The organism is Corynebacterium pacaense (assembly GCF_900169525.1).
Taxonomy (GTDB): domain Bacteria; phylum Actinomycetota; class Actinomycetes; order Mycobacteriales; family Mycobacteriaceae; genus Corynebacterium; species Corynebacterium pacaense.
In genome coordinates, this window is record NZ_LT821240.1 from 296,974 (window position 1) to 320,967 (window position 23,994).

21 protein-coding genes, 1 tRNA gene, 1 pseudogene, 1 riboswitch and 1 other annotated feature are annotated in these 23,994 nt (G+C 64.5%); of the genes and pseudogenes, 16 read left to right on the plus strand and 7 right to left on the minus strand.

Annotated elements, in window-relative coordinates; all coding sequences use genetic code 11:
- Window positions 1-29 precede the first annotated feature (29 nt).
- A riboswitch (TPP riboswitch) is annotated at window positions 30-125 on the plus strand.
- Both thiM and B7E02_RS08520 read left to right on the plus strand, forming a co-directional pair.
- Window positions 116-925 carry a hydroxyethylthiazole kinase gene (gene thiM, locus B7E02_RS08510; RefSeq protein WP_080794979.1) on the plus strand — a complete coding sequence of 270 codons (810 nt, stop codon included), beginning with the start codon at window positions 116-118 and terminating at the stop codon, window positions 923-925. (Overlaps the previous riboswitch by 10 nt.)
- Window positions 922-3,122: pseudogene (locus B7E02_RS08520) on the plus strand (bifunctional hydroxymethylpyrimidine kinase/phosphomethylpyrimidine kinase). Before thiM ends, B7E02_RS08520 begins: the two are co-directional and overlap by 4 nt.
- Here the strand turns inward: B7E02_RS08520 and B7E02_RS08525 are convergent.
- A complete protein-coding gene (locus B7E02_RS08525) occupies window positions 3,108-3,704 on the minus strand; it encodes a class I SAM-dependent methyltransferase (RefSeq protein ID WP_080794982.1) in 597 nt (198 codons plus the stop codon). The pseudogene B7E02_RS08520 and the gene B7E02_RS08525 overlap by 15 nt on opposite strands.
- Window positions 3,705-3,855: 151 nt before the next feature.
- On the opposite strand from B7E02_RS08525, the gene B7E02_RS08530 reads away from it, so the two are divergent.
- A complete protein-coding gene (locus tag B7E02_RS08530) occupies window positions 3,856-4,908 on the plus strand; it encodes a magnesium and cobalt transport protein CorA (RefSeq protein WP_143336782.1) in 1,053 nt (350 codons plus the stop codon).
- Window positions 4,909-4,922: 14 nt separating this feature from the next.
- Here B7E02_RS08530 and B7E02_RS08535 read toward each other — a convergent pair whose 3' ends face one another.
- Entirely contained in the window at window positions 4,923-5,360 is a 438-nt protein-coding gene (locus B7E02_RS08535; protein WP_080794986.1) for a PaaI family thioesterase, read from the minus strand.
- Between the two features lie 105 nt (window positions 5,361-5,465).
- Here B7E02_RS08535 and gndA point away from each other — a divergent pair, with 105 nt between their 5' ends.
- The 7 genes from gndA (at window position 5,466) to B7E02_RS08570 (ending at window position 14,263) form a co-directional block, all read left to right on the plus strand.
- A complete protein-coding gene (gndA, locus tag B7E02_RS08540) occupies window positions 5,466-6,923 on the plus strand; it encodes an NADP-dependent phosphogluconate dehydrogenase (protein ID WP_080794988.1) in 1,458 nt (485 codons plus the stop codon).
- Between the two features lie 195 nt (window positions 6,924-7,118).
- The gene (locus B7E02_RS08545; protein ID WP_080794989.1) at window positions 7,119-8,024 is read left to right on the plus strand and encodes a fructose bisphosphate aldolase; all 906 of its coding nucleotides are present in this window, start codon (window positions 7,119-7,121) and stop codon (window positions 8,022-8,024) included.
- 93 nt (window positions 8,025-8,117) lie between these two features.
- Entirely contained in the window at window positions 8,118-9,443 is a 1,326-nt protein-coding gene (locus B7E02_RS08550; protein WP_080794991.1) for a DEAD/DEAH box helicase, read from the plus strand.
- 39 nt (window positions 9,444-9,482) lie between these two features.
- Window positions 9,483-10,865, plus strand: a complete 1,383-nt coding sequence (locus B7E02_RS08555; protein WP_080794992.1) for a hemolysin family protein — start codon at window positions 9,483-9,485, stop codon at window positions 10,863-10,865.
- The gene (locus B7E02_RS08560) at window positions 10,862-11,926 is read left to right on the plus strand and encodes a hemolysin family protein (RefSeq protein WP_080794994.1); all 1,065 of its coding nucleotides are present in this window, start codon (window positions 10,862-10,864) and stop codon (window positions 11,924-11,926) included. Before B7E02_RS08555 ends, B7E02_RS08560 begins: the two co-directional genes overlap by 4 nt.
- Before the next feature lie 10 nt (window positions 11,927-11,936).
- Complete coding sequence (locus B7E02_RS08565) at window positions 11,937-12,812, plus strand: 3-methyladenine DNA glycosylase (protein WP_080794995.1); 876 nt, start codon at window positions 11,937-11,939, stop codon at window positions 12,810-12,812.
- A gap of 68 nt (window positions 12,813-12,880) precedes the next feature.
- Window positions 12,881-14,263 carry a vWA domain-containing protein gene (locus B7E02_RS08570; RefSeq protein WP_245802231.1) on the plus strand — a complete coding sequence of 461 codons (1,383 nt, stop codon included), beginning with the start codon at window positions 12,881-12,883 and terminating at the stop codon, window positions 14,261-14,263.
- Between the two features lie 185 nt (window positions 14,264-14,448).
- Here B7E02_RS08570 and B7E02_RS08575 read toward each other — a convergent pair whose 3' ends face one another.
- The 5 genes from B7E02_RS08575 to secA2 all read right to left on the minus strand — a co-directional run bounded on the left by B7E02_RS08575 (window position 14,449) and on the right by secA2 (window position 19,566).
- Window positions 14,449-15,057, minus strand: a complete 609-nt coding sequence (locus tag B7E02_RS08575) for a MerR family transcriptional regulator (RefSeq protein ID WP_179129700.1) — start codon at window positions 15,055-15,057, stop codon at window positions 14,449-14,451.
- Window positions 15,058-15,183: 126 nt separating this feature from the next.
- Complete coding sequence (locus B7E02_RS08580; protein WP_080794999.1) at window positions 15,184-15,798, minus strand: bifunctional nuclease family protein; 615 nt, start codon at window positions 15,796-15,798, stop codon at window positions 15,184-15,186.
- Between the two features lie 8 nt (window positions 15,799-15,806).
- Window positions 15,807-16,562 carry a transcriptional regulator FtsR gene (ftsR, locus tag B7E02_RS08585; protein ID WP_080795001.1) on the minus strand — a complete coding sequence of 252 codons (756 nt, stop codon included), beginning with the start codon at window positions 16,560-16,562 and terminating at the stop codon, window positions 15,807-15,809.
- A 146-nt stretch (window positions 16,563-16,708) separates the two neighbouring features.
- Entirely contained in the window at window positions 16,709-17,137 is a 429-nt protein-coding gene (gene odhI / locus B7E02_RS08590; protein WP_080795003.1) for an oxoglutarate dehydrogenase inhibitor Odhl, read from the minus strand.
- A gap of 137 nt (window positions 17,138-17,274) precedes the next feature.
- The gene (secA2, locus tag B7E02_RS08595; protein ID WP_080795005.1) at window positions 17,275-19,566 is read right to left on the minus strand and encodes an accessory Sec system translocase SecA2; all 2,292 of its coding nucleotides are present in this window, start codon (window positions 19,564-19,566) and stop codon (window positions 17,275-17,277) included.
- 189 nt (window positions 19,567-19,755) lie between these two features.
- Here secA2 and B7E02_RS08600 point away from each other — a divergent pair, with 189 nt between their 5' ends.
- The 6 genes from B7E02_RS08600 to B7E02_RS14670 form a co-directional block, all read left to right on the plus strand.
- A complete protein-coding gene (locus B7E02_RS08600) occupies window positions 19,756-20,943 on the plus strand; it encodes a bifunctional alpha/beta hydrolase/OsmC family protein (protein WP_245802232.1) in 1,188 nt (395 codons plus the stop codon).
- Window positions 20,943-21,359 (plus strand): YchJ family protein, encoded by a 417-nt coding sequence (locus B7E02_RS08605; RefSeq protein WP_080795009.1) that lies wholly within the window; start codon window positions 20,943-20,945, stop codon window positions 21,357-21,359. Before B7E02_RS08600 ends, B7E02_RS08605 begins: the two co-directional genes overlap by 1 nt.
- 79 nt (window positions 21,360-21,438) lie before the next feature.
- Window positions 21,439-21,512: transfer RNA gene (locus tag B7E02_RS08610), tRNA-Pro, on the plus strand.
- Window positions 21,513-21,721: 209 nt separating this feature from the next.
- Window positions 21,722-22,921, plus strand: a complete 1,200-nt coding sequence (locus B7E02_RS08620; RefSeq protein WP_080795014.1) for an alpha/beta hydrolase — start codon at window positions 21,722-21,724, stop codon at window positions 22,919-22,921.
- Between the two features lie 229 nt (window positions 22,922-23,150).
- Entirely contained in the window at window positions 23,151-23,462 is a 312-nt protein-coding gene (locus B7E02_RS08625) for a transposase (protein WP_080792459.1), read from the plus strand.
- Window positions 23,423-23,551, plus strand: a sequence feature (AL1L pseudoknot). Its footprint overlaps the gene before it by 40 nt.
- Window positions 23,474-23,994: IS3 family transposase (locus tag B7E02_RS14670; protein ID WP_245802201.1), on the plus strand; the 521-nt coding region annotated here is incomplete at its 3' end. It overlaps the preceding feature by 78 nt.

Consider the following 23,994-nt stretch of genomic DNA (forward strand, 5'->3'; position numbering starts at 1 on the left):
TTTTTCCATCCTCTTCTGCTAATCTGGCGCAACAAGGCACGGGGTGCGCAGTCACTGCGCTGAGATCATACCCGTCGAACCTGCTCTAGCTCGTACTAGCGAAGGGATGGCCGTTGTGGCTGACTCATATCTACACGCGCTCTCACATGTGCGCGACACCGCCCCGTTGATCCAGTGCCTGACCAACTCCGTGGTCATGCAGTTCACCGCCAATGTTCTCCTCGCCGCGGGAGCCTCCCCCGCGATGTGCGACACCCCGGAGGAGTCCTTCGACTTCGCCGGAATCGCATCGGGAGTGCTCATCAACGCGGGGACCCCCTCCTCCGAGCAGTACGAGGGCATGCGCATGGCGATTGCGGGAGCCAATGAGGCGGGTACCCCCTGGGTGCTCGACCCCGTGGCCGTCGGGGCCCTGCAGCAGAGGACGAGGTTCGCCCGCGCGGGCGTCGTCACGCGGCCCGCGGCGATCCGCGGCAACGCCTCGGAGATTGTGGCGCTGGCCGGCCTGGGGGCAGGCGGCCGCGGGGTGGACTCCACCGATCCCGTCGAATCCGCGCTCGCCGCCGCCAGACAGCTGGCCACCGCCACGGGCGGGGTCGTCGCCGTCTCGGGGGAACGCGACCTCATCGTCTCCGAGGGACGCGCAACGTGGCTGAGCTCCGGGGATCCACTGCTGCAGCTGGTCATTGGAACCGGGTGCTCCCTCGGCGCTCTCGTCGCCGCGTATCTGGCGGCAACCAGAAACAGCGGGGTCTCCGCGCACGACGCGGTGATCGCGGCCCACGCGCACCTTGGGGTGGCCGGCACCCTCGCCGCGCGCCGGTCCGCGGGCCCGGGCTCCTTCGCCGTGGAACTCCTCGACGCTATCCACGCCGTCGATTCCACCGACCTGGCGGAGCTGAGCAGCATTCGGGAGCAGAAATGATCGACTGGAGCCTGTACCTGGTCACCGACCCCGTGCTGGGCGGCGGGCCGCAGAACGTGCCCGACATCGTTGCCGCAGCGATCGCCGGAGGGGTCGGTGTGGTCCAACTGCGCGACAAGACCACTGATGACGCCTCCCTCATCGCCCAGGCGCACCTGCTCAAGGAAATCTGCGATGCCCACGGGGTGCCGCTGTTCATCAATGATCGCCTCGACGTCGCCCTTGAGGTGGGCACCCATCTGCACATAGGGCAGGGCGACACGGACTACGTCCACGCGCGCACGGTCCTGCCCGAATACCTGATGCTCGGACTGAGCATCGACAGGCAGAACCAGATCGACGACTGCGTGGCGGACTGCGCAGCCGCCGGCGTCGCGCCGCCATCGGTCATCGGTGTCGGCCCGGTGCGGCAGACCGCAACCAAACCCGATGCCGCGGCACCCCTCGGTGTCTCCGGGGTTGCGGCCATCGCCGCCAGGGCCGGTGAACTGGGAATCGCCTCCGTGGCCATCGGCGGGGTGGACCCGTCCAACGCGGCTCTGCTCGCGGCGACACCCGTCAACGGACTGTGCGTGGTCTCGGCGATCATGGCGGCCCCGTCCCCCACCGCCGCGGCGGCGGAACTTCGCGGCATATGGGGGCGGATCCGATGAACCGTCCCTCCCGCCCCCGGATCCTCAGCATCGCGGGAACCGATCCCACGGGTGGCGCCGGGATCCAGGCCGATCTGAAATCCATCGCCGCCGCGGGTGGCTACGGCATGAGTGTGATCACCGCGCTGGTGGCGCAGAACACCCACGGAGTCTCGTCGATCCACACTCCACCCCTGTCCTTCCTGCGCGATCAGCTGGAATCCGTGTTCAGCGATGTTTCCGTCGATGCGGTCAAGCTCGGCATGCTGGGCTCCGCTCCGACGGTGGAACTGGTGTCAGACTGGCTTTTCACCCACGAACACGGGCCCGTGGTCCTCGATCCCGTCATGGTCGCGACCAGCGGCGACCGCCTGCTCGACGCCGACGCGGAGGAGGCGGTCCGCGGATTCGCCACGGAGGTTGACGTGGTCACGCCGAACCTCGCGGAACTGGCGGTCCTGGTCGGCCGAAGCGTCGCGCGCGACTTCGACGAGGCCGTGGCTCAGGCCGCGGAGTTCGCGGAAGCCACAGGGACGATAGTCATAGTCAAGGGTGGGCACCTGACCGGGCCCATGGCGAGCAACGCGGTGGTCCGCCGGGGCTCCCCCGTGCACCTGGTACCCAATCACCGTGTGGATACCGGCAATACTCATGGAACCGGATGCTCGTTGTCCTCGGCCCTGACAACGCGTCTGGGGGCGGGCCAGCCGGTGGAGCGCGCCCTGGAATGGGCGACCAGATGGCTTCGACTGGCGCTCAGGGGCGCCGGCGACCTCCAGGTGGGATCCGGAAATGGTCCCGTGGACCATTCGGCCATGACCGGGCGGATGCTCGCTGCCGCCGATCCGACCCCGTGGCCGCATCTCTACGGCGACCCCCTGGCCGCACCCGCGGTGGCCAGTCCCCGACCGCGGATCACACCCGCGGGGCCCTTCACCGAGTCACTGTGGGCGGCCGCCGGTGACATCATCGCGGAAATCACCTCGGGTCCATTCATCAGGGGCCTCGGTGACGGATCCCTGTCCCGGGAGGAGTTCCTCACCTACATCGAGCAGGACGCGCACTATCTCACCGAGTACGCCAGGGCGCTCGCCCTGCTCGCCGCACAGGCCCCGGATCCTGAATCGCAGGTCGCCTGGTCCAGCTGTGCCACCGAATGCCTGGTGGGTGAGGCTGAATTGCACCGCGGCTATCTCACCGATCGTCCCGGGACGACCGCAGCTTCCCCGGTCACCATGGCCTACACCGATTTCCTGCTGGCGCGGACATCCCTCGAGGACTACGCCGTCGGTGCCGCCGCCGTTCTCCCCTGCTTCTGGCTGTATGCGGAGATCGGGCTGTGGTTGGCCGAACACAACCGTCCCGACCATCCCTACCGTGCGTGGCTGCAGACCTATTCGGATGCAGAGTTCATCGCGGGCACCGCGGCGGCACTGCAGCGCGTGGAGCGGGCATGCACCTCCGCCTCAGCGCTGCAGCGCGAGAGGGCAGCCAGGGCCTTTCTCGGGGCCGCGGTGCACGAGAAGGAGTTCTTCGATCAGGCCACCCGCTCAGGATGGGTCTGAACTCCTCCCGAGAACCGCCACCAGGAACTGCGAGTTGTCGTCGAAGGGCCGCAGGTCCCAGGACTCGAAGGCACTCTCGAGATCAAGTCCCGCCAAGGAGGCATCGGCAAGGAAGTCCCCGAAGGCCCAGCCCCGACCGGCACTGAAACCGATCACCGCGCGACCGGAGGGGGTGAGGGCGTCCCGGATGTTCACCAGAGCGGGCACCCGGCCCTCCTCGGCGAGAAAACCCATCACGTTTCCGGCCGAGACCACGAGATCGAAGTCACCCTTGCCGATCGGATCCCCCGAAAGATCGCCCACCACCCAGCTGGCACCGGGGAAATCCTGCTCGGCGTATGCGATGAGGACCGGGTCAATGTCGATGCCCGTCACGCGGTGTCCCCGGCGCGCCAGGTAGCCGCCGATCCGGCCCTGACCGCATCCGGCGTCGAGGATGGTGGAGCCGCGTGCGGCCATGGCGTCGATGAGCCTGGCCTCCCCGTAGATATCGGCGCCCTCCTCCGCGAGCCTCCGCCAGCGTGCGGCGTAGTTCTCCGAGTGGGAAGGGTTGGTTGAAGTTATTTCTCTCCACGTGGGCATGGTTTCGAGTATAGAGACTTGTACTAGAGTGGATTCGCTTGAAGTATTAGTGCCCTCGCCATGCGCGCCAGCTCCCCTGAAAGGTGGATGAATGCCCCCCAAGCCACCGATCCGCCCCGTCACCTTTAGTAATCCCCTCCGCCCGCGCGGCATGGGGAAGAGCGGTGCCGAGCGGGCGGGGGAGCATCCCCGCAGCGGTCCGCAGGTTCCCTTGGAGCGGAACATCGATTACTGCCGTGTCTTCCATGAGGGCAGGCGGCTGCCCGGTTCCTGGACCCCGAGCGCGGCACTCGAGGAGGTCCGGGCCAACGGGGGTTTTCTGTGGCTGGGTCTGCACCGTCCGACCGATGAGCAGATGGACAAGGTCGCCGACCTCTTCGACCTCGATGAACTGGTGGTCGAGGATGCGGTGACCGCCCGCCAGCGTCCCAAGGTCGAGCGCTACGAGGAACAGACGTTCATGGTTGTGCGCTCGGTGACCTATTCCGATGCCGAGTCGGTGCAGGATTCGCGTCAGATCATTGAAACCGGTGAGTTCCAGATGGTGATCGGCAAGGATTTCATCATCACCATCCGCCATGGCGCGTCGATGCCGGATCTGGATCGCCGCCTCAACGAGGATCTGGAACTGGACACCTACTCCCCCTTTGCACTGGCGTGGACCGCCGCTGATTTCATGGTTGAGGAGTACCGGAGGATCGCCACGCAGCTATCTGATGAGGTCGACCGGTTGGAGGAGGAGGTGTTCACCCCCCGCGCGCGCTTCGACATCGAGCAGATCTACATGCTCAAGCGGGAGATCCTGGAGATGCGACATGCGATCGATCCCTTCGCCATCGCACTGCGTAGCCTGATCAGTGACCACAAGGATCTGCTGAACAAGGAGCTGCGCTCCTACTTTCGCGATGTGCTCGACAATGAGAGCATCGCCGGTGACCTGGTCGCCTCCTTCGATGAGCGTCTGTCGGCGCTGATCGATGCGGGTGTGGCCAAGATAAGCCTGCAGCAGAACTCGGATATGCGCGCCATCTCGGCGATCGTCGGAATGTCCGCTGCGCCGACGATGATTGCGGGTGTGTACGGCATGAACTTTGACAACATGCCCGAGTTGCACACCGAGTACGGCTACTACATCGTGCTGGCGATCATGGTCGCCACGGTGCTCGGCCTTTACTGGTTCTTCAAACGCCACAACTGGCTGTGACCATGGGCGACGACCTAGAGGATCATCGTGCGCAGTGTTGTCCTGGACACCAGGTCCCCGCGGTGGGTGCACAGTATCTGCCAGATCTGGGTACGGCCCCCCAGCTGGATCGGAGTCGCCTCGGCGGTGATGACGCCGGAACGCACCGATGAGATGAAGTCGGTGTTGTTGTTCACCCCGACCACGACGCCTCCCCTGGCTGCGACCATCCCGGCCAGGGAGGCGGTGGATTCGGCGAGGGATGCGTAGACCCCTCCGTTGACCAGTCCGGCCGGTTGCAGATGCCGTGAGGCGACGTGGAGCTCAGCGACCACCCGGCCCGGTTCGATGATGGTGTAGCGCAGTCCCAGGGCACGATCGAGTCCGACGTTCACCTCGTTGAGCCTGGCCAGTTCCCCATCGGAGAGTGCGCGATCGGCCGCCAGGGCGAGTATCTCTTCCAGATTCGTCATGCCTGTAGACTCTAGTGCCTCAGGGGTGCGGTCAGATACAATTTGATCATACCTTTTTGGGGGAAATTCCTGACACAACCCTGTTCTATGGGTACGATTGTCCCCATGACTCAACCTGATTCCCTCGCCCAGATCGGCGTCGTCGGCCTCGCCGTCATGGGCTCCAACCTCGCCCGCAACTTTGCCCGCAACGGACACACCGTGGCCGTGTACAACCGCAGCGCGGGGAAAACCGACGCTCTGATCGCCGAGCACGGTTCCGAGGGCAGGTTCATCCCCTCCTACACGATCGAGGACTTCGTGGCCTCCCTGGAGAAGCCGCGCCGGGCGATCATCATGGTCCAGGCCGGTGCGGCCACCGACGCGGTGATCAACCAGCTCGCCGACGCCATGGATCCGGGTGACATCATCATCGACGGTGGCAACGCCCTCTACACCGACACCATCCGCCGGGAAAAGGAGATCTCCGCCCGTGGGCTCCATTTCGTCGGCGCCGGTATCTCCGGCGGTGAGGAGGGTGCCCTCAATGGTCCCTCCATCATGCCCGGTGGTCCCGCGGAATCCTACAAGTCGCTCGGCCCCCTGCTCGAATCCATCGCCGCCAAAGTCGACGGCACCCCCTGCGTGACCCACATCGGGCCCGACGGTGCCGGGCATTTTGTGAAGATGGTGCACAACGGCATCGAGTACGCGGACATGCAGGTGATCGGTGAGGCCTACCACCTGCTGCGCTACGCCGCTGGGATGGAACCCGCCGAGATCGCCGAGGTATTCCGGGAATGGAACGCAGGGGATCTGGATTCCTATCTGATCGGTATCACCGCGGAGGTGCTCAGCCAGGTCGACGCGGAAACCGGGAAACCCCTCATTGACGTCATCGTCGACGAGGCCGGGCAGAAGGGCACCGGTCGTTGGACCGTCAAGGCCGCGCTAGATCTCGGCATCCCCGTCACCGGAATCGGGGAGGCGGTGTTCGCCAGGGCACTGTCCGGTGCCACCGCTCAGCGCGCCGCAGCCAGGGACAATCTCCCCACGGGCACACTGTCGACCCTCGCCGGGCGGGGCGTGGACCGGGAGGCATTCGTCGAGGATGTCCGGCGCGCGCTCTTCGCCTCCAAGCTGGTCGCCTACGCCCAGGGATTCGATGAGATCAGGGCCGGCTCCGATGAGCACAACTGGAACGTCGACCCCCGTGATCTGGCCACCATCTGGCGTGGCGGCTGCATCATCCGTGCGAAGTTCCTCAACCGCATCGTCGAGGCCTATAACGAGAACCCCGACCTGGAATCACTGCTGCTCGATCCCTACTTCAAGGGCGAACTGGGCACCCTCGTCGATTCCTGGCGCCGGGTGGTGGTGCTGGCCACCGAACTGGGGCTTCCCGTTCCGGTCTTCGCCTCCTCACTGTCCTACTACGATAGCCTGCGGGCCGAACGGCTTCCTGCGGCCCTGATCCAGGGCCAGCGTGACTTCTTCGGTGCCCACACCTATCGCCGCCTGGACCGCGAGGGATCCTTCCACACCCTGTGGTCCGGTGACCGCACGGAGGTCCGCACGGACTAGATTCAAAGGTTTCCGGAAGGAGCATGGCGAGAATCCCCCGCCATGCTCCTTCCTCCTTTCCGGGGTCCGTGCGGTACCGGTGGATCCGGTGAAAACCGCCGCCGCCCGAACTATAGTCGGACAGTGTGGGAACCCCGACCCGGGGAGGCCGGGCGTCGGGGCCGGAATCCAGCCAAACCCAAGGAGTGAAAAGCAATGCCCAATCCCGAGCAGCAGGAACGTTTCGAACACGGTCGGGGATTCATCGCCGCCCTGGACCAGAGCGGCGGAAGCACCCCCAAGGCACTCGGACTCTACGGGGTCGGGCCCTCCGCATACTCCACCGACGAGGAGATGTTCGATCTGATCAACGCGGCGCGCACCCGTGTAGTCACCAGTCCGGTGTTCACCAGCGAGAGGATCCTCGCCGCGATCCTGTTCGAGGGCACCCTGAGCCGGCGGATCGGGAACCGTGACTTCGTCGACTACCTGTGGAATGAGAAGGGCATCGTGCCCATCCTTAAGATCGACAAGGGGCTGGCGGACCAGGCCGATGGTGTCCAGCTGATGCGCGACATCCCGAATCTGGAGGATCTGCTGAGCAGGGCCCGCTCCCAGGGCGTGTTCGGGACCAAGGAGCGTTCCGTCATCCATGAGGCCAACCCGGAGGGAATCCGCCGCGTGGTGGCCCAGCAGTTCGACCTCGGAAGGCGGGTCCTCGCCGCCGATCTGGTCCCCATCCTCGAACCGGAGGTCACCATCACCGCCCCGGACAAGGCGGAGTCTGAGAAGATCCTCAAGGAGGAGATCCTCCGTGGTCTCGAGGGCCTCGGGGATCTCGACGATTCCGCTGAGCACAGGGTGGCCATCAAGATCTCCATCCCCTCCGTCGACGGTTTCTACTCCGACCTCATCGAACATCCCCGGGTTGCCAGGGTCGTGGCCCTTTCCGGTGGCTACAGCCGCGCGGAGGCCAACGAGCGACTGTCGAGAAATCCGGGTCTGATCGCCAGCTTCAGTCGCGCACTGCTGGACGGACTGAGCAGACAGCAGTCCGACGAGGAGTTCAACTCCACCCTCGATGCGACCATCGAATCGATCTACCGGGCCTCCATCACCTAGATCCCGCGGTCGTGGTCGAATAATTGTCCGGCGCCCCCCGAAAACGGGTCTGCTTCGCCAATCCGACCACCACCGGGCTAGTGTTGGTGGACAATGACTACTTTCTCAGAACTGAATCTGCCTGGACCGATTGTCAGGGAACTGCGCAACCAGGGCATCACCGATGCCTTCCCCATCCAGGAAGCTGCGATCCCCGATGCACTCGCCGGCCGCGACGTGCTCGGACGCGGTCCCACGGGATCGGGCAAGACCTTCACCTTCGGGCTCCCCATGCTCGCACGCCTGATGGGCGCACCGTCCCGACCGGGTCGTCCGCGCGGTCTGATACTCGTCCCGACCCGCGAGCTCGCCACCCAGATCCGCGAACGTCTCGACGCCCCGGCCAACGCCCTCGGACTGCGCCTGCTCGAGGTGGTCGGCGGCATCAACATCAACCGCAACATCACCGCACTGGCCGCACCGGTGGACCTGCTCGTGGCCACACCCGGGCGCGCACAGGATCTGATCAACCAGAAGAAGCTCTCCCTGGCCGACGTCGAGGTCACCGCGCTCGATGAGGCGGACCACATGGCCGACATGGGCTTCCTCCCCCAGGTTCGCAAACTGATGGATCTCACGCCCCCCGACGGCCAGCGACTCCTGTTCTCCGCAACCCTCGACGGCGATGTGAACAAACTCGTCAACCGCTACATGCACAACCCCGTCACGCACTCCACCGCTCCGGTGGCCGCCTCCGTCAGCACCATGGAGCACTACCGGCTCCTCGTGGGGGGCCGGGACTCCAAAAACCTCGTTGTGCTTCACATCGGCGCCCGCGAAGGTAAGACCATCATGTTCATGCGGACCAAGCACGGCGTTGACAGGCAGGTGAAGAAGCTGCGCCGCGAGGGTATCAACGCGGTGGGCATCCACGGTGACAAGGGGCAGAACTCACGGACCAATGCGCTGGCCGGATTCGCCGACGGGAGCATCCCCGTTCTGGTTGCCACCGATATCGCCGCCCGCGGCATCGACGTCGATGATGTCTCCCTGGTGGTCCATGTCGATCCCCCCGCTGAGCACAAGGCCTACCTCCACCGTGCCGGACGTACCGCACGGGCGGGAACAGCAGGTACAGTAGTGACATTGGTGATGGATGAACAGATCAGGGAAGTCCGGGATCTCTTCAAAAAGGCCGGGGTGGATGCAACCGAGGTGAAGGTTACCGAGAGCTCCCCGCAGCTCGCCACCATCACCGGTGCCCGTCGCCCATCGGGCACGCCGCTGTCGCCTCCGGGTCAGCAGCAGCCCGTGCGGCGGCAGAACAACCCCAATAATCGATCAGATAAAAGGGACTCCACCCGGAATCCCCGTCGCCGATCACGCTCAGGCAGCACTCAGCGGCATCGACCCACACGGAAAGATGGTCCCAAGGGCTAACCCCTCCCATAATCAGGGAGCGGGTGCCAACCTACGCCAATGGACATACTCATAAGCATCCTCTCACTGATAGGCTTCGTGCTTCTCACAGCGAGCACCGGATTGTTCGTCGCCATCGAGTTCGCGCTCACCGGCATGGAAAAATCCACGGTGGAGAACCACGTCAAGATGAAGGGCGATGCCAGCGCCCGTGCAGTGCAGAGGGATCACCAGAATCTGTCATTCGTACTCTCCGGCGCCCAGCTGGGCATAACCGTAACAACACTGGCCACCGGCTTCCTCGCGGAGCCCGTGCTGGCGAAGTTCTTCACCCCGCTCCTCGAACTCGTCGGTCTCCCGGCCTCCGCATCCGGAACCGTCGCGCTGATCCTCGCGCTGATGGTGGCCACCTTCCTGTCCATGGTGTTCGGCGAGCTGGTGCCCAAGAACTGGGCGATCACCAACCCGCTCGGTGTCGCCCGCTTCGTGGTACACCCCGTCAATGCCTTCAACACGGTGCTCAAATGGTTCATCACGGCGATGAACCGCTCGGCGAACTGGGTGGTACGCAAGCTCGGTATCGAACCCGCGGAGGAACTCGCCTCAGCCAGGTCGGCCCAGGAACTCACCGCACTCGTGCGCAACTCCGCCGAGAGCGGCGGCCTGGACCAAACCACCGCGGAGGTGCTCAACCGATCCCTGAAGTTCGGTGAGTCCACGGCGGAGGAGTTCATGACCCCGCGGTCGACGATCGAGGCGCTCAAGGCCGAGGACACCGTCCAGGACCTGATCACCCTGGCGCTGGAAACGGGTCACTCCCGCTTCCCGGTCGTCGAGGGCGATCTTGACGAGACCCTCGGAATGGTCCACATCAAGGACGCCTTCGCCGTCCCGAGACCAGAACGCACCACCACCAGCCTCAGGAGTCTGGCGAAGAAGATTCCGGTCGTCCCTGCCAGCCTGGACGGCGACGCCGTGCTCAATGCCGTGCGCTCAGCGGGTTCCCAGGTGGTTCTCATCGCCGACGAGTACGGCGGAACCGCCGGCATGGTCACCATCGAGGACGTGGTGGAGGAGATCCTCGGCGAGGTCTATGACGAGCACGATGACTCCGAGGCCGAGCGCGATTTTCAGCAGTTCGGGGCGAGCTGGGAGGTTTCCGGCCTGGTCCGCATGGATGAGCTCGGTGAACGCCTCGGATACATCGCACCCGACGGCCCCTTTGAAACCCTGGGCGGACTGATCATGTATTCCCTGGGGAAGATCCCCAGGGTCGGCGACGTCACCGTCCTCCCGCAGTCCGAGAATCCCGGCATGGTCGAATTCGAATCCGGATTCGCCGGGCGCTGGCTTGCCCGGGTGCCCGTCATGGAGGACCGGCGCATCGACAAGGCCGTGCTGACCCCCATCAGCCACCTTGAGGCAAAGGAGTACGAGCTATGAGTATCTGGGCGACAATACTCCTGATCGTCGGCCTGCTGGCCGCCAACGCCTTCTTCGTGGCCTCGGAGTTCGCGCTGATCTCCACCCGCAGGGATCGACTCGAATCCCTCATCGCCCAGGGCAAGAAACCGGCGGAGCGGGTGATGTACGCCACCGAGCACCTCTCCATCATGCTCGCCGGTGCGCAGTTCGGGATCACCATCTGTTCGCTGCTGCTGGGCAAGGTTGCCGAGCCCGCCGTCGCGCACTTCGTCGAGGGCCCCTTTCTCGCCCTGGACGTGCCGGAGAACCTCATCCACCCCATCTCCTTTGCCCTGGCGCTGGCCCTGATCACCTGGCTGCACATCCTCTTCGGTGAGATGGTGCCCAAGAACATCGCCATCGCCGGACCCGAGACACTGGCGATGTGGCTGACACCGGCGATGATCCTCTTCGTCAAGCTCACCCGCCCCCTGATCGAGTTCATGAACTGGGTCGCCCGCATCACCCTGAGGGCATTTGGAGTGGAGCAGAAGGACGAGCTGGATTCCACCGTCGATCCGCAGCAGCTGGCCACCATGTTCTCCGAATCGCGCTCGGAGGGTCTGCTGGATGCGGAGGAACACCTCCGGCTGTCCAAGGCGCTGCGCTCGGAGAGCCGGAGCATCAAGGAGCTGGTCATCCGCGACGAGGATGTGCGCTCCCTCGACTTCGGCCGCCAGGGCCCGACCCTCGGTGAGCTCGAGCTTGCGGTCAAGGAGACGGGTTTCTCCCGTTTCCCCGTCACCGGGCTCGACGGCTCCTACCTCGGCTACATCCACATCAAGGACATGCTCAAGCAGCTGGCGGATCCGGATATGGATCCCGGCGAGCACATTCCGCGTACCTCACTGCGTCCCCTGAGCAACGTCGATGCCGAGAGCCTGATGGATGATGTGCTCCACGCCCTGCACAAGCGTTCCGCGCACATGGCCCAGGTGCGCGAGCGCGGTGTGCTCCTCGGCGTGATCACCCTGGAGGACCTCATCGAGGAGTACGTGGGTACCGTCAACGACTGGACTCACGAGGACGCCTCGGAGTAGAAGTAGAAGAGTGCGTCCCCTCTCCCCCGCCGAATGGCAAGCCGCAGCCCGTTCCCACCAGGAACGGGCTGCCTCGTTGACCGGAGATCACCTCCGGCGTCGACAAGCGGGCCGTGGTCACCCCGTCTTCGATTTCCTCTTCGAGTACTACCCCGTGCGCGCCGCCCAGTTGAAAACCTGGCACCCCGGCATCGGGGTGCGGTTGCGGGACGCTCCGCAGCGACGGTTCTACGAGCTTGACGACGCCGGGACCCTGGGCGTGGACGTCGACGCCTACCTCGCCAAACGCGGTGGCACCGTGCGGTTCATCCGTGATCTGCTCGCCTCCACGGCCGTCAATCCCGCCCGCTTCGACTGCTTCGGTCTGCACGAGTGGGCCATGGTCTATCAGAGCTCCTCGCCCCGGCACGACCTTCCCCTGCGTCTGGGATCCGCCGGGACCGACGCCGTCGTTGACTCCCACCAGCTCAAATGCACGCATTTCGACGCCTTCCGCTTCTTCACCGGGCCCGCCGTGCCATTAAACCTGACGGTCCTGCACCGCGAGACCCAGGTGGACAATGAGCAGTGCGGCTGTCTCCACGCCACCATGGACCTGTACAAATGGGCGGCTAAACTCGGCCCGCTGTTATCGGGCCGCGTGCTTCTCGACAGCTTCGAGCTGGCCAGGGACACCCGGATCCTGGACATGGAGGCCTCCCCTTACGATTGCCGGGGCCTGGGATTCGGGGTGGTGGCCATCGAGACCGCGGAGGGCAAGGCGGAGTACGTGGCCCGCCAGCGGTTGCTGTCCGAACGCGCGGCCGGGATTCGCGCGGAGTTGACCACGGCATGTGAACTGGCGCTGTCGGCTTGTCACGGCCACAGTGCCGCCGCCACAGGCTAAACTCTGACACAGATTCTCCCCCTAGTTCGCAGGGGGAAACCTGTTGATGAGACTGCCGAGGGAGCACCGTGGCCAAACATTCCAGCGGGCGAAGGAACTTCGCCCTGTCTACCCCCCTGACCCTTGCACTGATCGCCGCGGTGGCGATTGTCGCCGTGGTCCTCTGGCTTCTTACCCGCCCGGACTCCCCGGACTCCGAGGCCGAGGCGGGATCGGCCCCGTGCATCGCCGGCGATCTCGAGGTTCCGGTGGGCGGCGAGGACACGGTGGTCGCCCCGGCGGTCGCCGAGTTCAATGCGCAATCCCACGTGACCCGTGATTTCTGTGTCACGGCCACCGCCGCCGCCGCCGGTGACCCCGCCGCGACCTACCTGTTCAGCGGAACGAAGCAGGAGGCCGCGGCGGAACTGGCGAAAACCTCCAGGGTGGCGAGCGGCTCACAGGAATCCTGGCCGCAGGCCGGAACCGAGGCGGCAGGTGTCGCCTCGACCGATGGAACCGCCTCCCTGGACGCGATCAGATTCGATGATTCCAGTGCCTCGGCGGCCGTGGCGCTGGCACTCGCCGGAGGGGATGAACAGGCTGCCGCGGAGGCGATCGCCACCGGTCCCGCGAACGCGCAGGCTTTTGCCACGCGAGAATCCGCGGTCATTCCCGAGGGGTACACCTTCGCCCCCATAGACGGTGCGCAGCTTCCGGTGTGGGCGATCGCCACCAACGCGGGAGGAACGATCACCGAGGATCAGGCGCGTGCGGGCGCGGACTTCGTGTCCGCACTTCCCGAAGCGACACGCGTCGCCGATCTGGCACAGATCACCTCGGTCATGGAGCGTGTGGCGGATCGTTCAACGGACGTCCCGGCAGCCGCTGGTCCCGCAGACACCCTCATTCTCATGGACACATCCGCGAACATGGAAGAGGTTGTCGGGGGAAGCGAGCAGAGCTACCACACGGTCGTGTCCACGATCACCTCCGGGCTCGCCCGCGAGGTCGGGGCGCGTGGCTTCCAGGTCGCCCTTAACAACTACTCCTCCCCCCTGAACCCCGGCGTGACCAGGGGTTGGCGGGCAAACGTCTCCTTCCCCGATGATTCCGCGGGTGAGAACGCCGCCGGTGCGGTCCTGCGCTTCGGTACGGGCGGAGTTCCGCTCACCAGGTCCGCAACCGTGGCCGCCGCACAGATCGCCTCCGAGCGCGCGGCGGCCAGCGGCCAGCCCGTCAACCTGGTGGTTGTCAGCAGCGGCTCCGTGGGTGATTACGCCGACGACGCCTTCCTCGCGGATCTCACGGCCGCGGCGGGCGACCGGGTCAGGGTGAACGTGGTCCATGTCGGTAACGGTGAACCGGACGCGGTGCTCAGCGACTGGGCCACCGGGCACGGCGGTTCCGTCGCGACCGCCAGCACCGAGGATGAACTGAACACCCGATTGCGGGCCGCATTCGGGGTGTGACCCCTAATCGCCGGTGCCCTCAGTTCCGGGCCTCTGAGTCGTTGCCGGAGACGTTTTCGTGTTCCACCGGCCGGCTGCTGCGTGCTCATATGAAAAAGCTCCCCGGGGAGTCGGTGGCTGACTTTCCAGTCCACCTCCCGGGGAGCAGCTAGCCTTCGGCGGGCGATTCCCTGAGCAGACGGGACTCAGGAGGTTCTGCGCCTACGGCGGGCGGCGAGTTCATCCTGGAAGTTGATCGGCTCGTTATCGAAGCCCTCATCGACGCGCTCCGAGGGGAAGGAGGAGATATCTCCGGTGAGCTCCTTCATGATGCCGGGAACCGCGATGCCGAACACTCCCTGACCACCGCCGAGAAGATCTATGACCTCCTCCGCCGAACGGCATTCGTAGACCGTGGTTCCGTCAGAGACAAGGGTGATCTCCGCCAGATCGCTCGCCCCGCGATCGCGCAGCTTGTCCACCGCCAGGCGAATGTTCTGCAGCGAGATTCCGGTGTCCAGCAGACGCTTGACGATCTTCAGGACGAGAATATCCTTGAAGGAATAGAGGCGCTGTGATCCCGAACCGCGGGCTCCGCGGATCGACGGCACCACGAGTTTGGTGCGCGCCCAGTAGTCGAGCTGGCGGTAGGTGATGCCGGCGACCTGACACGCGGTGGGGACCCGGTAGCCAACCTCCTCGTCGGGGCCGACCTCAAACAGGGATTCCTGAACGGGTGAAACGCTAAAGAGGTCGCCTTCGTAGCTGTTGTCGTCGCTCACTGATGTCTCCGATGCTTCAACGCGGCACGGCATTCAACTCACATCATTGTGAATCCTATCCGTGGAACTTAACTTGATTCTTGTTCCACACTAGGCCAGCGTCAAGCCCAAATCCCGCGACACGCCCAAAGTCTTAACCCCAGGTTGAAGCCCAGGAGGCTAGTTGCCATCTCCATCGTCATCGATATCGGGCGAATCCTCCTCCTCGGAGGTATCGGGTGAGCTGAGGAGATCAGACTCGGACACCCCGAGGCTCTGCATGAGCTGCTCGAAGTCGGCGTCCGCCTGGGCATCGCCGGACGCGGATTCCGGGGCATCAAAGGTACTGGTGGGGGCGCGATCGACGGTGATACCGAAGTAGGCCTCCAGATCCTCGTCGGTGATGAAGATCGAGGTCTGCTGCAGGACCTCCTCATCGACGGCGATGGGGATCTCCATGATCCGTGACAACAGGATCACATCGCAGGGGCGGGCATCGACCTCCTCCCCCTCGGGGGTGACAATCGCGGCCATGAACACACCCTCGAAGTGGGAGACGATCTTCAGCGACACCACTCCCGGGGTGAAGCGGGTGAGGGTATCGGCGAGCAGATCATGAGGCCCGGGCCGCCTCGGACTGTATCCGGCGTCCTGTGCCTGGATCAGATCGGCATCATCCTGGGAGATCCAGATCGGCAGAATTCGGTTGCCCTCGTCCCACCGGAACACCGCACAGCTAAAACCCTCGGGCTCCATCGTGTGGACGCCATGGTACTCAAGGTTGATAAAAGACATGGGCGGCATCAGTATCCGAGCTGTTCGCGGGTTGAGTTCTTGACCAGGGAGGCGTGCATGTTGACAACGAGGGCGCACATCTGCTGAGCCAGCTCCTCGGCACGTTCACGGGCGACATCGCTCTTTCCGCGGGCAACGGGGTCCGCGACCTGGGAGATCAGATCAGCCTGCCGGGATGCGGCATTGCCCAGAGACCTCAGCTGGTGCATATCAAAACCCATTTCGGCCAGGGCGCCCGCGGCGCTGGCGATGAGGACATCATCATTGGTGAAAAAGCCCGATGCGTCGGGCTTGATCAGCTTGGCCGAGATCAGCTGCTCGATCATGGGAACTTCCACACCCGCCTTTTCGGCCACCTCGGTGTCGGTGAGGCGTGTGGCTGCGGGCGCCCTGAACTTCTCGGGGGTGACCAGCGGCTCGGCGCCGGGTGCGCCGAGAATCGCCGTGACCGACCCGTTGTCCATCGCCGCGAGCTGCTCCCGGATGACCTTGAGCGGCAGGTAGTTGTCACGCTGGGTGACCAGAATGTACCGGAGCCGTTCAACATCGGACTCGGTGAATCTGCGGTATCCCGAGGCGGTGCGCTCGGGAGTGATCAGGCCCTCGGACTCCAGGAAACGGATCTTAGACACCGTCACATCGGGAAACTCGGCATGCAGGCGCTCGAGTACCACACCAATCGACATGGTTCTGGTCGTCTTGGCAGCCTGCGGGGCCTGCTTGGCTGTGGTGCCGCCGGATGCGGTGTGTCGAAGTGCGCTCACGATTCTTGCTGCTACCTGCTGAAAATAGAGGGATGGACGGGGGACGGGCGATTAACTGAGCCTACAGGAAAATCGGTTGCAGGATTGATCCCTCCCGCAACCGAACGTGCTGTGCGGCTACGCCTCCGCCGCACATTCCCACACCGCTAGGAGGTCGGGCCGGCGAGAAACACCAGGCGGAACTTGCCGATCTGGATCTCATCTCCGGTTGAAAGCACCTGTGAGTTGCGCGGTTCACGGTTGACATAGGTGCCGTTGAGCGATCCCACGTCCACCACCTCGAACTCCCCGTCATTGATGCGGAACTCCGCATGCCGACGGGACACGGTGACATCATCGAGGAAGATGTCACTCTCCGGATGCCTGCCCGCGGTGGTCGTCGGCTGATCAAGCAGGAAACGTGCACCTGCATTCGGTCCGCGCTTGACCACCAGGAGCGCCGAACCCGCGGGGAGATTGTCGGCCCCGGTGGATGCCGGGGCTCCGGCGCCCGACTCCATTTCCTTCAGCAAATCGGCGCGGAATACCGAGGTGGTCTCGACCTGTGGCTCCGGCGTACCGGTGTTGTCGCTCATTGAAATTCCTCCGTGTCGACATTGTTCTTAACGATTTTCATCATAGCCGTTGCAGTGGAAGCGAGGGTGAGGCACGGTCCCGAACTTGATGGCGGAACCCGAAAAATTGCCACGAACAGGCAGAACGTCGAATTACATCAACGAAAGATATTGCCTATTCCACTGATAACCGAGTTGCCGCCGCCCGCGAGCGGGTTGTCGGAGACCATATATGTCCACGTGGCGGATGGACGCGACAGGCCCTCCTCGTCGAGGTGGGCTCCGTCGGCGTCGATGGTTACGTCACGGAAGGTCGCCACCGCGTCGTTGAAGGCACGTTGAGCCAGATCCTTGAACTCCCGCACCGCGATGCGGTGATACTCGTCGATGGGCGTCTCGCGGGCGATGGCGCGCAGGTGGATCGACTCGCGGACGTCATCCATCAGCGCAAGATGCTCCGCCCAATTGAAATCAAGATGGTAGAGCATGATGTCGCGTGCGGCCTGGACCCGCGTCGATTCATCCAGTGCGTCCAGTTCCGCGGCTCTGGCGGGTTCGCGGTCCGCAAGTTCCCGCCACGCCTGATCGGTGTCGAGCAGGCGCGCGCGGCGCTCATCGATGATCACCCGCTGATCGGCGAGCAGCCGGTTGTACTTCCAGGTCTGGGAGTGCACCTCCAGCAACTGTCCCTCCGTGACACGCTGACAGTGCTCCACCCAGTCCCGGATGCGGCCGGAATCAATCAGACCGGTGGCGTCCGGCTGGGCCGAGACCTCCTCGCCTGAGCCGCCGGAGACCACCACGTCATCGTCGAGGGAGACGAAGAAAAGACTCAGCCCCGGGTCCCCCTGCCGACCCGCCCTGCCGCGCAACTGGTTGTCCAGCCGCTGCGAACGGTGGCGTGCGGTGCCGATGACCGCCAGGCCGCCGAGATCCACGACCGCGCCATGATCGGCCTCATCGGCCCCACCGAGTCGGATATCTGTGCCACGCCCGGCCATCTGGGTGGAGACGGTGACCCGACCGATATCGCCGGCCTCCGCGATGATGCGGGCCTCCTCCGCATCGTTCTTGGCATTGAGCACGCTGACCTCGATGTCCCTCTCGCGTAGCGCGCCAGCGAGTTCCTCGGATTCCGCGACGTCGTGTGTTCCCACGAGCACGGGACGACCCAGCGCATTGATCTCGGTGATCTCCTCGATGATGGCGCGGTTCTTCTCCGCCATCGTGGCGTAGATGCGGTCCTGTTCGTCGAAACGCCGCAGCGGCTTGTTCCGCTCGATCACCGAGACACGCAAATCGTAGAAGGTGCGCAGCTGGTCTGTGGCCTCCACGGCGGTACCCGTCATTCCGCAGACCATGGGATAGCGGCCCATCAGCGCCTGCAGCGTGATGGTGTCGAGGATCCTGCCGCCCTCGGTGACAGCTAGCCCCTCCTTCGCCTCGACAGCGGCCTGCAGTCCATCGGGCCAGCGTTGCAGCTCGGCCACGCGGCCGCGGGAGGCGTCGATAAGCGCGACCCTGCCGTCGCGGACTATGTAGTGGACGTCCCGGATCAGCAGCGCATGCGCATGGAGTGCGAGGTTGACCTGCACCAGGGTCGTCCCGACATGCTCATCGTCGTAGAGACTGCCCACACCCAGTGCCGTTTCCAGCTTGTGGGCGCCCTTGTCGGTGAGGTAGACGTTGCGGCGGTCATCGTCGACGGTGTAATCCTCATTTTCCTTCAGGCGCCGGACCAGATCCGTGATCTTTCCCCGCGGCGCGCGGCCCGGTTGATTCCCGGCCAGGACCAGCGGGACCAGGGCCTCATCAACGAGGACGGAATCGGCTTCGTCGACGATGGCAACGTCGGCCCCGTGCTGGACCGCCTCCCCGCGCCGGGTGACCAGCTGATCGCGGAGCACATCGAAGCCGATCTCCGACACCGGTGCGTAGACGATGTCGCAGGCATACGCCTGCCGACGCGCAACGGAATCCATCCCCTCGGAGACAGCCGCGACCGAGAGACCGAAGAACTCAACGAGTGGACGCATCCATTCCGCGTCACGGGTGGCCAGATAATCATTGACCGTGATTGAATGCACGGTCTTGCCCATGAGCGCGAAACCGGTGGCCGCCATGGCCCCCACCAGCGTTTTTCCCTCACCGGTGGCCATGTGGACCACATCGCCCTCAAGCAGCCTGAGCACCGCCTGGGACTGGACCGGGAACGGACTCAGCCCGAGCCTGCGCTCTGATGCGACACCGAGAATAGCCAGGAACTCCCCCGGATCGGACAATGAGCCAGACGCCGCGAGCTCCCGCGCCCGTGCCGCCAGCGCGGCGTCATCGAGGCGGGACAGGTCCGCGGACGCCGCCTGCGCCCGGTCCACGATGGCGAGGCTGCGTTTTTGGTTTCGCCCCGACTTGCCACCGAGCGCGTTCCAGAACCAATCGAAACCGGCCACCGCTATACCTCCAAAGGCCTAGATGAGTACATCCCCTAAACTCTAACCCACCCGTGTGACGTGACGTGCGTTTCACCCCGGGGATGAACTTGCCCAAGTACACAGGTCATAGCGCATGACCACCCACGGGCCACCACCTAGGGTGGGAGTGACTGTGAATCTCACCGCCTCCCGAAAGGTCCGTCCCCCGTGCATTCTGTCAGCGTGAAGCTGCCCTCATCCGAAGGTCTGATGATGGCGGCCACCCTCGATCTACCGGACACCGATCCCATCGCCTACGCCCTGTTTGCACACTGTTTCACCGGTTCGCGCTTCACGCCGGCGGCCGCCAGGGTGAGCAAGACCCTCGCGGAGTCCGGTATCGCCTGTCTGCGCTTTGATTTCCCCGGCCTCGGACAGTCCGAGGGTGAATTCTCCAGGACCAGCTTCAGCTCCAATGTCCGGGACATCGTCGCTGCCGCAGAATGGATGGGCGAGAACCACTCCGCACCGCAGCTGCTCATCGGCCATTCCCTCGGTGGCGCCGCCGCACTCAAGGCGGCGTCTCGGATCGCCTCCCTCCGGGCGGTGGCGACCATCGGCGCACCCTTCGACCCGGCGCACGCGGTGCTGCACTTCGCCGACCACATCGGCGAGGTCGACGAGCACGGCGCCGTGGCATTGACCCTCGGAGGCAGGGAGGTGACCATATCCCGGGAGTTTTTGGAGGATCTGGCCGAGACGAATCCCGAGGAGCACCTGCGCAGGCTCCGCCGACCCCTGCTGCTACTGCACTCCCCCACCGATCAGACCGTCGGTGTGGATAACGCCCAGCTGATCTTCCAGGTCACCCGCTATCCCAAGTCCCTGGTCGCCCTGGACAGGGCGGACCATCTGCTGACCAGGGATGGTGCGGCACAGCGTGCTGCCAAGCTGATCCGCAGCTGGGTGGATGCCTACCTGGAGCCGGAGAACGCATCCCTGGATTCCGATGTGCTTCCCGCGGGCGTTGCCGAGGCGCGTTCAATCGCCTCCAGCAAATTCGGCGACGTGGTGCGAACCGGGGGTCACAGCCTGATCACCGACCGCGATAAACAGGCCGGGGGGAAGAACCTGGGGTACACGCCCGCTTCACTGTTGATCGCAGCTCTCGCCGCCGCAACCTCCCAGAGCATCCGGGCGGCCGCGGCGCAGTCCCGAATCCATGGACTGGAGGATGTCAGGGTCACCGTGTCGCGGATCGTCGGCAACACCGAAAAGGTTCATCTGCGCCGAAGGATATTCCTCATCGGCTCCCTGACCCAGGATGAGCGCACCGAGCTGCTCGCCGCGGCCGGCACCTCGGAGTTTGAACAGCTCCTCGGCAGCGGCCTGATCATCGAGGAGGAGGATCGCTGATGAACGAGCTGACGACGACGCACCGCTGCCCCTGCGGGACCGGCCTGACCTACGGGGAATGCTGCAACCGTTTCCATTCCGGAGTGGCACTCGCACCGACGGCCGAGGCACTCATGCGGTCCCGGTTCAGCGCCTTCAGCATCGGCGATGGAGACTACCTGCTGCGCACCTGGGATCCCGCCAGCCGCCCGGAGATGCTGAATCTGGATCCGAGCATCAGCTTCTATCGCCTGGACATCCTCGAGACCGCCGGAGGCGGACCCTTCGATACCCGGGGGCGGGTGAAATTTCGCGCATTCTACCGGGGTGCCGCCGCCGGCGTGCAGGAGGAGGACTCGGTCTTTCACCGCGTGGATGGAAAGTGGGTTTACTCCTCGGGCAACGTTGTCGGCCAGGCCCCGAATAATAGTGTCTGAGCTGCTGATTTCCTTTGCCTGATCACACTGGTGTAACCTGATCTCGTTGCCAAATGATCCCCGTGATCATCGGCGGCGGCGGACTGTGGCGCAGCTTGGTAGCGCACTACACTGGGGGTGTAGGGGTCGCAGGTTCAAATCCTGTCAGTCCGACAACGTAGTCAAGGTCACTTCAAGGACGTGGTCACCCAAGCGGGTGACCACGTCCTTGTCCATGTCCGGGCTGCTGAGGATTCCCGGTTTGTCTGCGCCCGGACTGACTCTTAAGCCGGGGTCTGCATCCGCCCGGGGGTATGCACCGGACGCGTTCGTCCATCCGGCATCTCCTGCCGCCCCTAACCACATAGTTTTCGGAGGATCCCTTGTCCACAAGCCTGTCGCGTGCCATTGCCCTGTGTGCCCTGACCGCCGGTTTCTCGCTTGGCGTCCCACAGATCGCGCACGCGGAGAACTCCAACCCGATCGGTTCGGTTACGGAGGGCTCAGGCAATGATGTCCTCCTGGATTTCCTCGCGGGATCCTCCCAGCAGGTCGGATCCACCGGGCTTGCGCTGGACGGGCTGCTCAGCGGTGCCGGAGCGGTGGGGTCCAGCGGGTCCGGCTTCTCAGGCCCCTTCCTCAGCAGTGAGGATGGATATCCTCTTCCCACCGACCCGGACATCACCACGGTGGAGCTGCGCGGCGTCACTGTGGAGAACGCCGCTGAACGTCGCGAGCGGTGGAAGGTGGCCTCGCCATCGATGAAGCGCGTCGTTGACGTCCAGGTGGTCCGTCCCGCCGATACGACGGCGGATGCCCCCATCCTGTATCTCCTGGACGGCATCGGCGGCAACATGCGCTCCTCCGGATGGGTCAACACCGGTGCGGTCGGTGACGTCTTCAGAAACGAGAACGTCACCGTCGTCATGCCCCTGGGCGCGGCCTCCTCCATGTACACCGACTGGCAGCAGGAGGATCCCGCACTGGGAACCATGAAGTGGGAGACATTCATCACCGAGGAACTCGGCCCCCTCCTCGAGGCGGATGCGTCCGTGAACTTCAACGGAAAACGCGCCATCGGTGGGCTGTCCATGGGGGCCAGCGGCGCGGTCCGGATCGCCAACCACCACCCGGAGCTTTTCGACGCCACCATCGGCATCTCCGGCTGCTACTCCACGAGGGACACCCTCGGTCAGCAGACCGCGAAGCTGATCGTGGCCTCGCGCGGTGGCGACCTGAACAACATGTGGGGTCCGGTGGGTTCCCCGACCTGGAATGCACAGGACATCGTCCGAAACCCCGATGGACTTCGGAACATGGCGGTGTACCTGTCCGCGGCCAACGGTGCCGCCGGCGATGTTGACATCGAGGATTACGCGGACGGTCCCTTCTACAACATGCTCGCCGGAATCTATCTTGAGCGGGGGGCGATGAAATGCACCGAGAACCTCGAGCGCGCACTCACCGGAAGCGGCGCCACCGGGGTCACCGTCGACTATCTCGACTCCGGGATGCACAACTGGCGAAACTATGAGGCCCAGCTTCAGCCCGCGTGGGAGGCCATCCGGCACGCTGTGGTCTGAGGCACCACCGCACCACCCCGGGGCCGAGCCCTGTCGCCGGAACGGTCCGGGGGGAGTAAAAATAGGGGGGATAACTGTCCGCACAAACCGGAAAATTCCCAATGACCATCCTGCTCATGCTCATCGGTCTACTGCTGGCCACCGTCCTGGTGGTGGCCCTCGGCGATCGCACAGGGTGGTTCGCCCCGGGTTTAATGGAGGGTAGGAAATTGGAAAAGGAAACCCTTACATGCCCACCAAATACACTGTCGAGCTCAAGCAGCGCGCTGTAGAACTCGTGCTCCACGCTCAAGCTGATCCCGTCACCGCCCGGGGCGCGGTCACCCGCATCGCCGACGAACTCGGCGTGAGCAAGGAAACCCTGCGCGTCTGGGTCCGCACCCACAAGCAATCCGGAACCGACACACCGGCCGAATCGATGGACCTGGAAACAGAAAACCGCAGGCTGCGGGCCGAGCTCGCCGAAGCCAAACGCGCCAACGAGATCCTCAAGAAAGCCTCGGCTTTTTTCGCGGCGGAGCTCGACCGCCCACACAAGTAATCGTCACCTTCATCGACGACAACCGTGCTCAGTTCGGGGTCGAGCCCATCATCCGCGTCCTGGCCACCACCAGCGCGAAGATAGCCCTGAGCACGTATTACGCCCACAAATCACGGCCTGAATCAGCCCGGTCCATCCGGGACAAGCAGATCACCCGGGCACTGCGCCGGATCTTCGAAGACAACTACTCATGTTACGGCGCCCGGAAGCTGTGGGCGGAGATCAACCGCGAGGCCACCTTCGGTCACGTCGCCCGCTGCACCGTCGAGCGTCTCATGGCGACCGACGGGCTGAAGGGGATCCGGCGGCGGAAGAAAAGACCGTCAACTCGCAGCGCCGACGCCGGCGAGTGTCCTGTCGACCTGGTGGAGCGCAACTTCGCCGTGACCGCGCCGAATATGCTGTGGGTCGCCGATATCACCTATATCCCCACCCGGGCCGGGTGGGTGTATGCGGCGTTTGTGTTGGACGCCTACACCCGTGAGATCATCGGTTGGCAAGTGACGAACCACATGCGGGTCTCGTTGGCCCG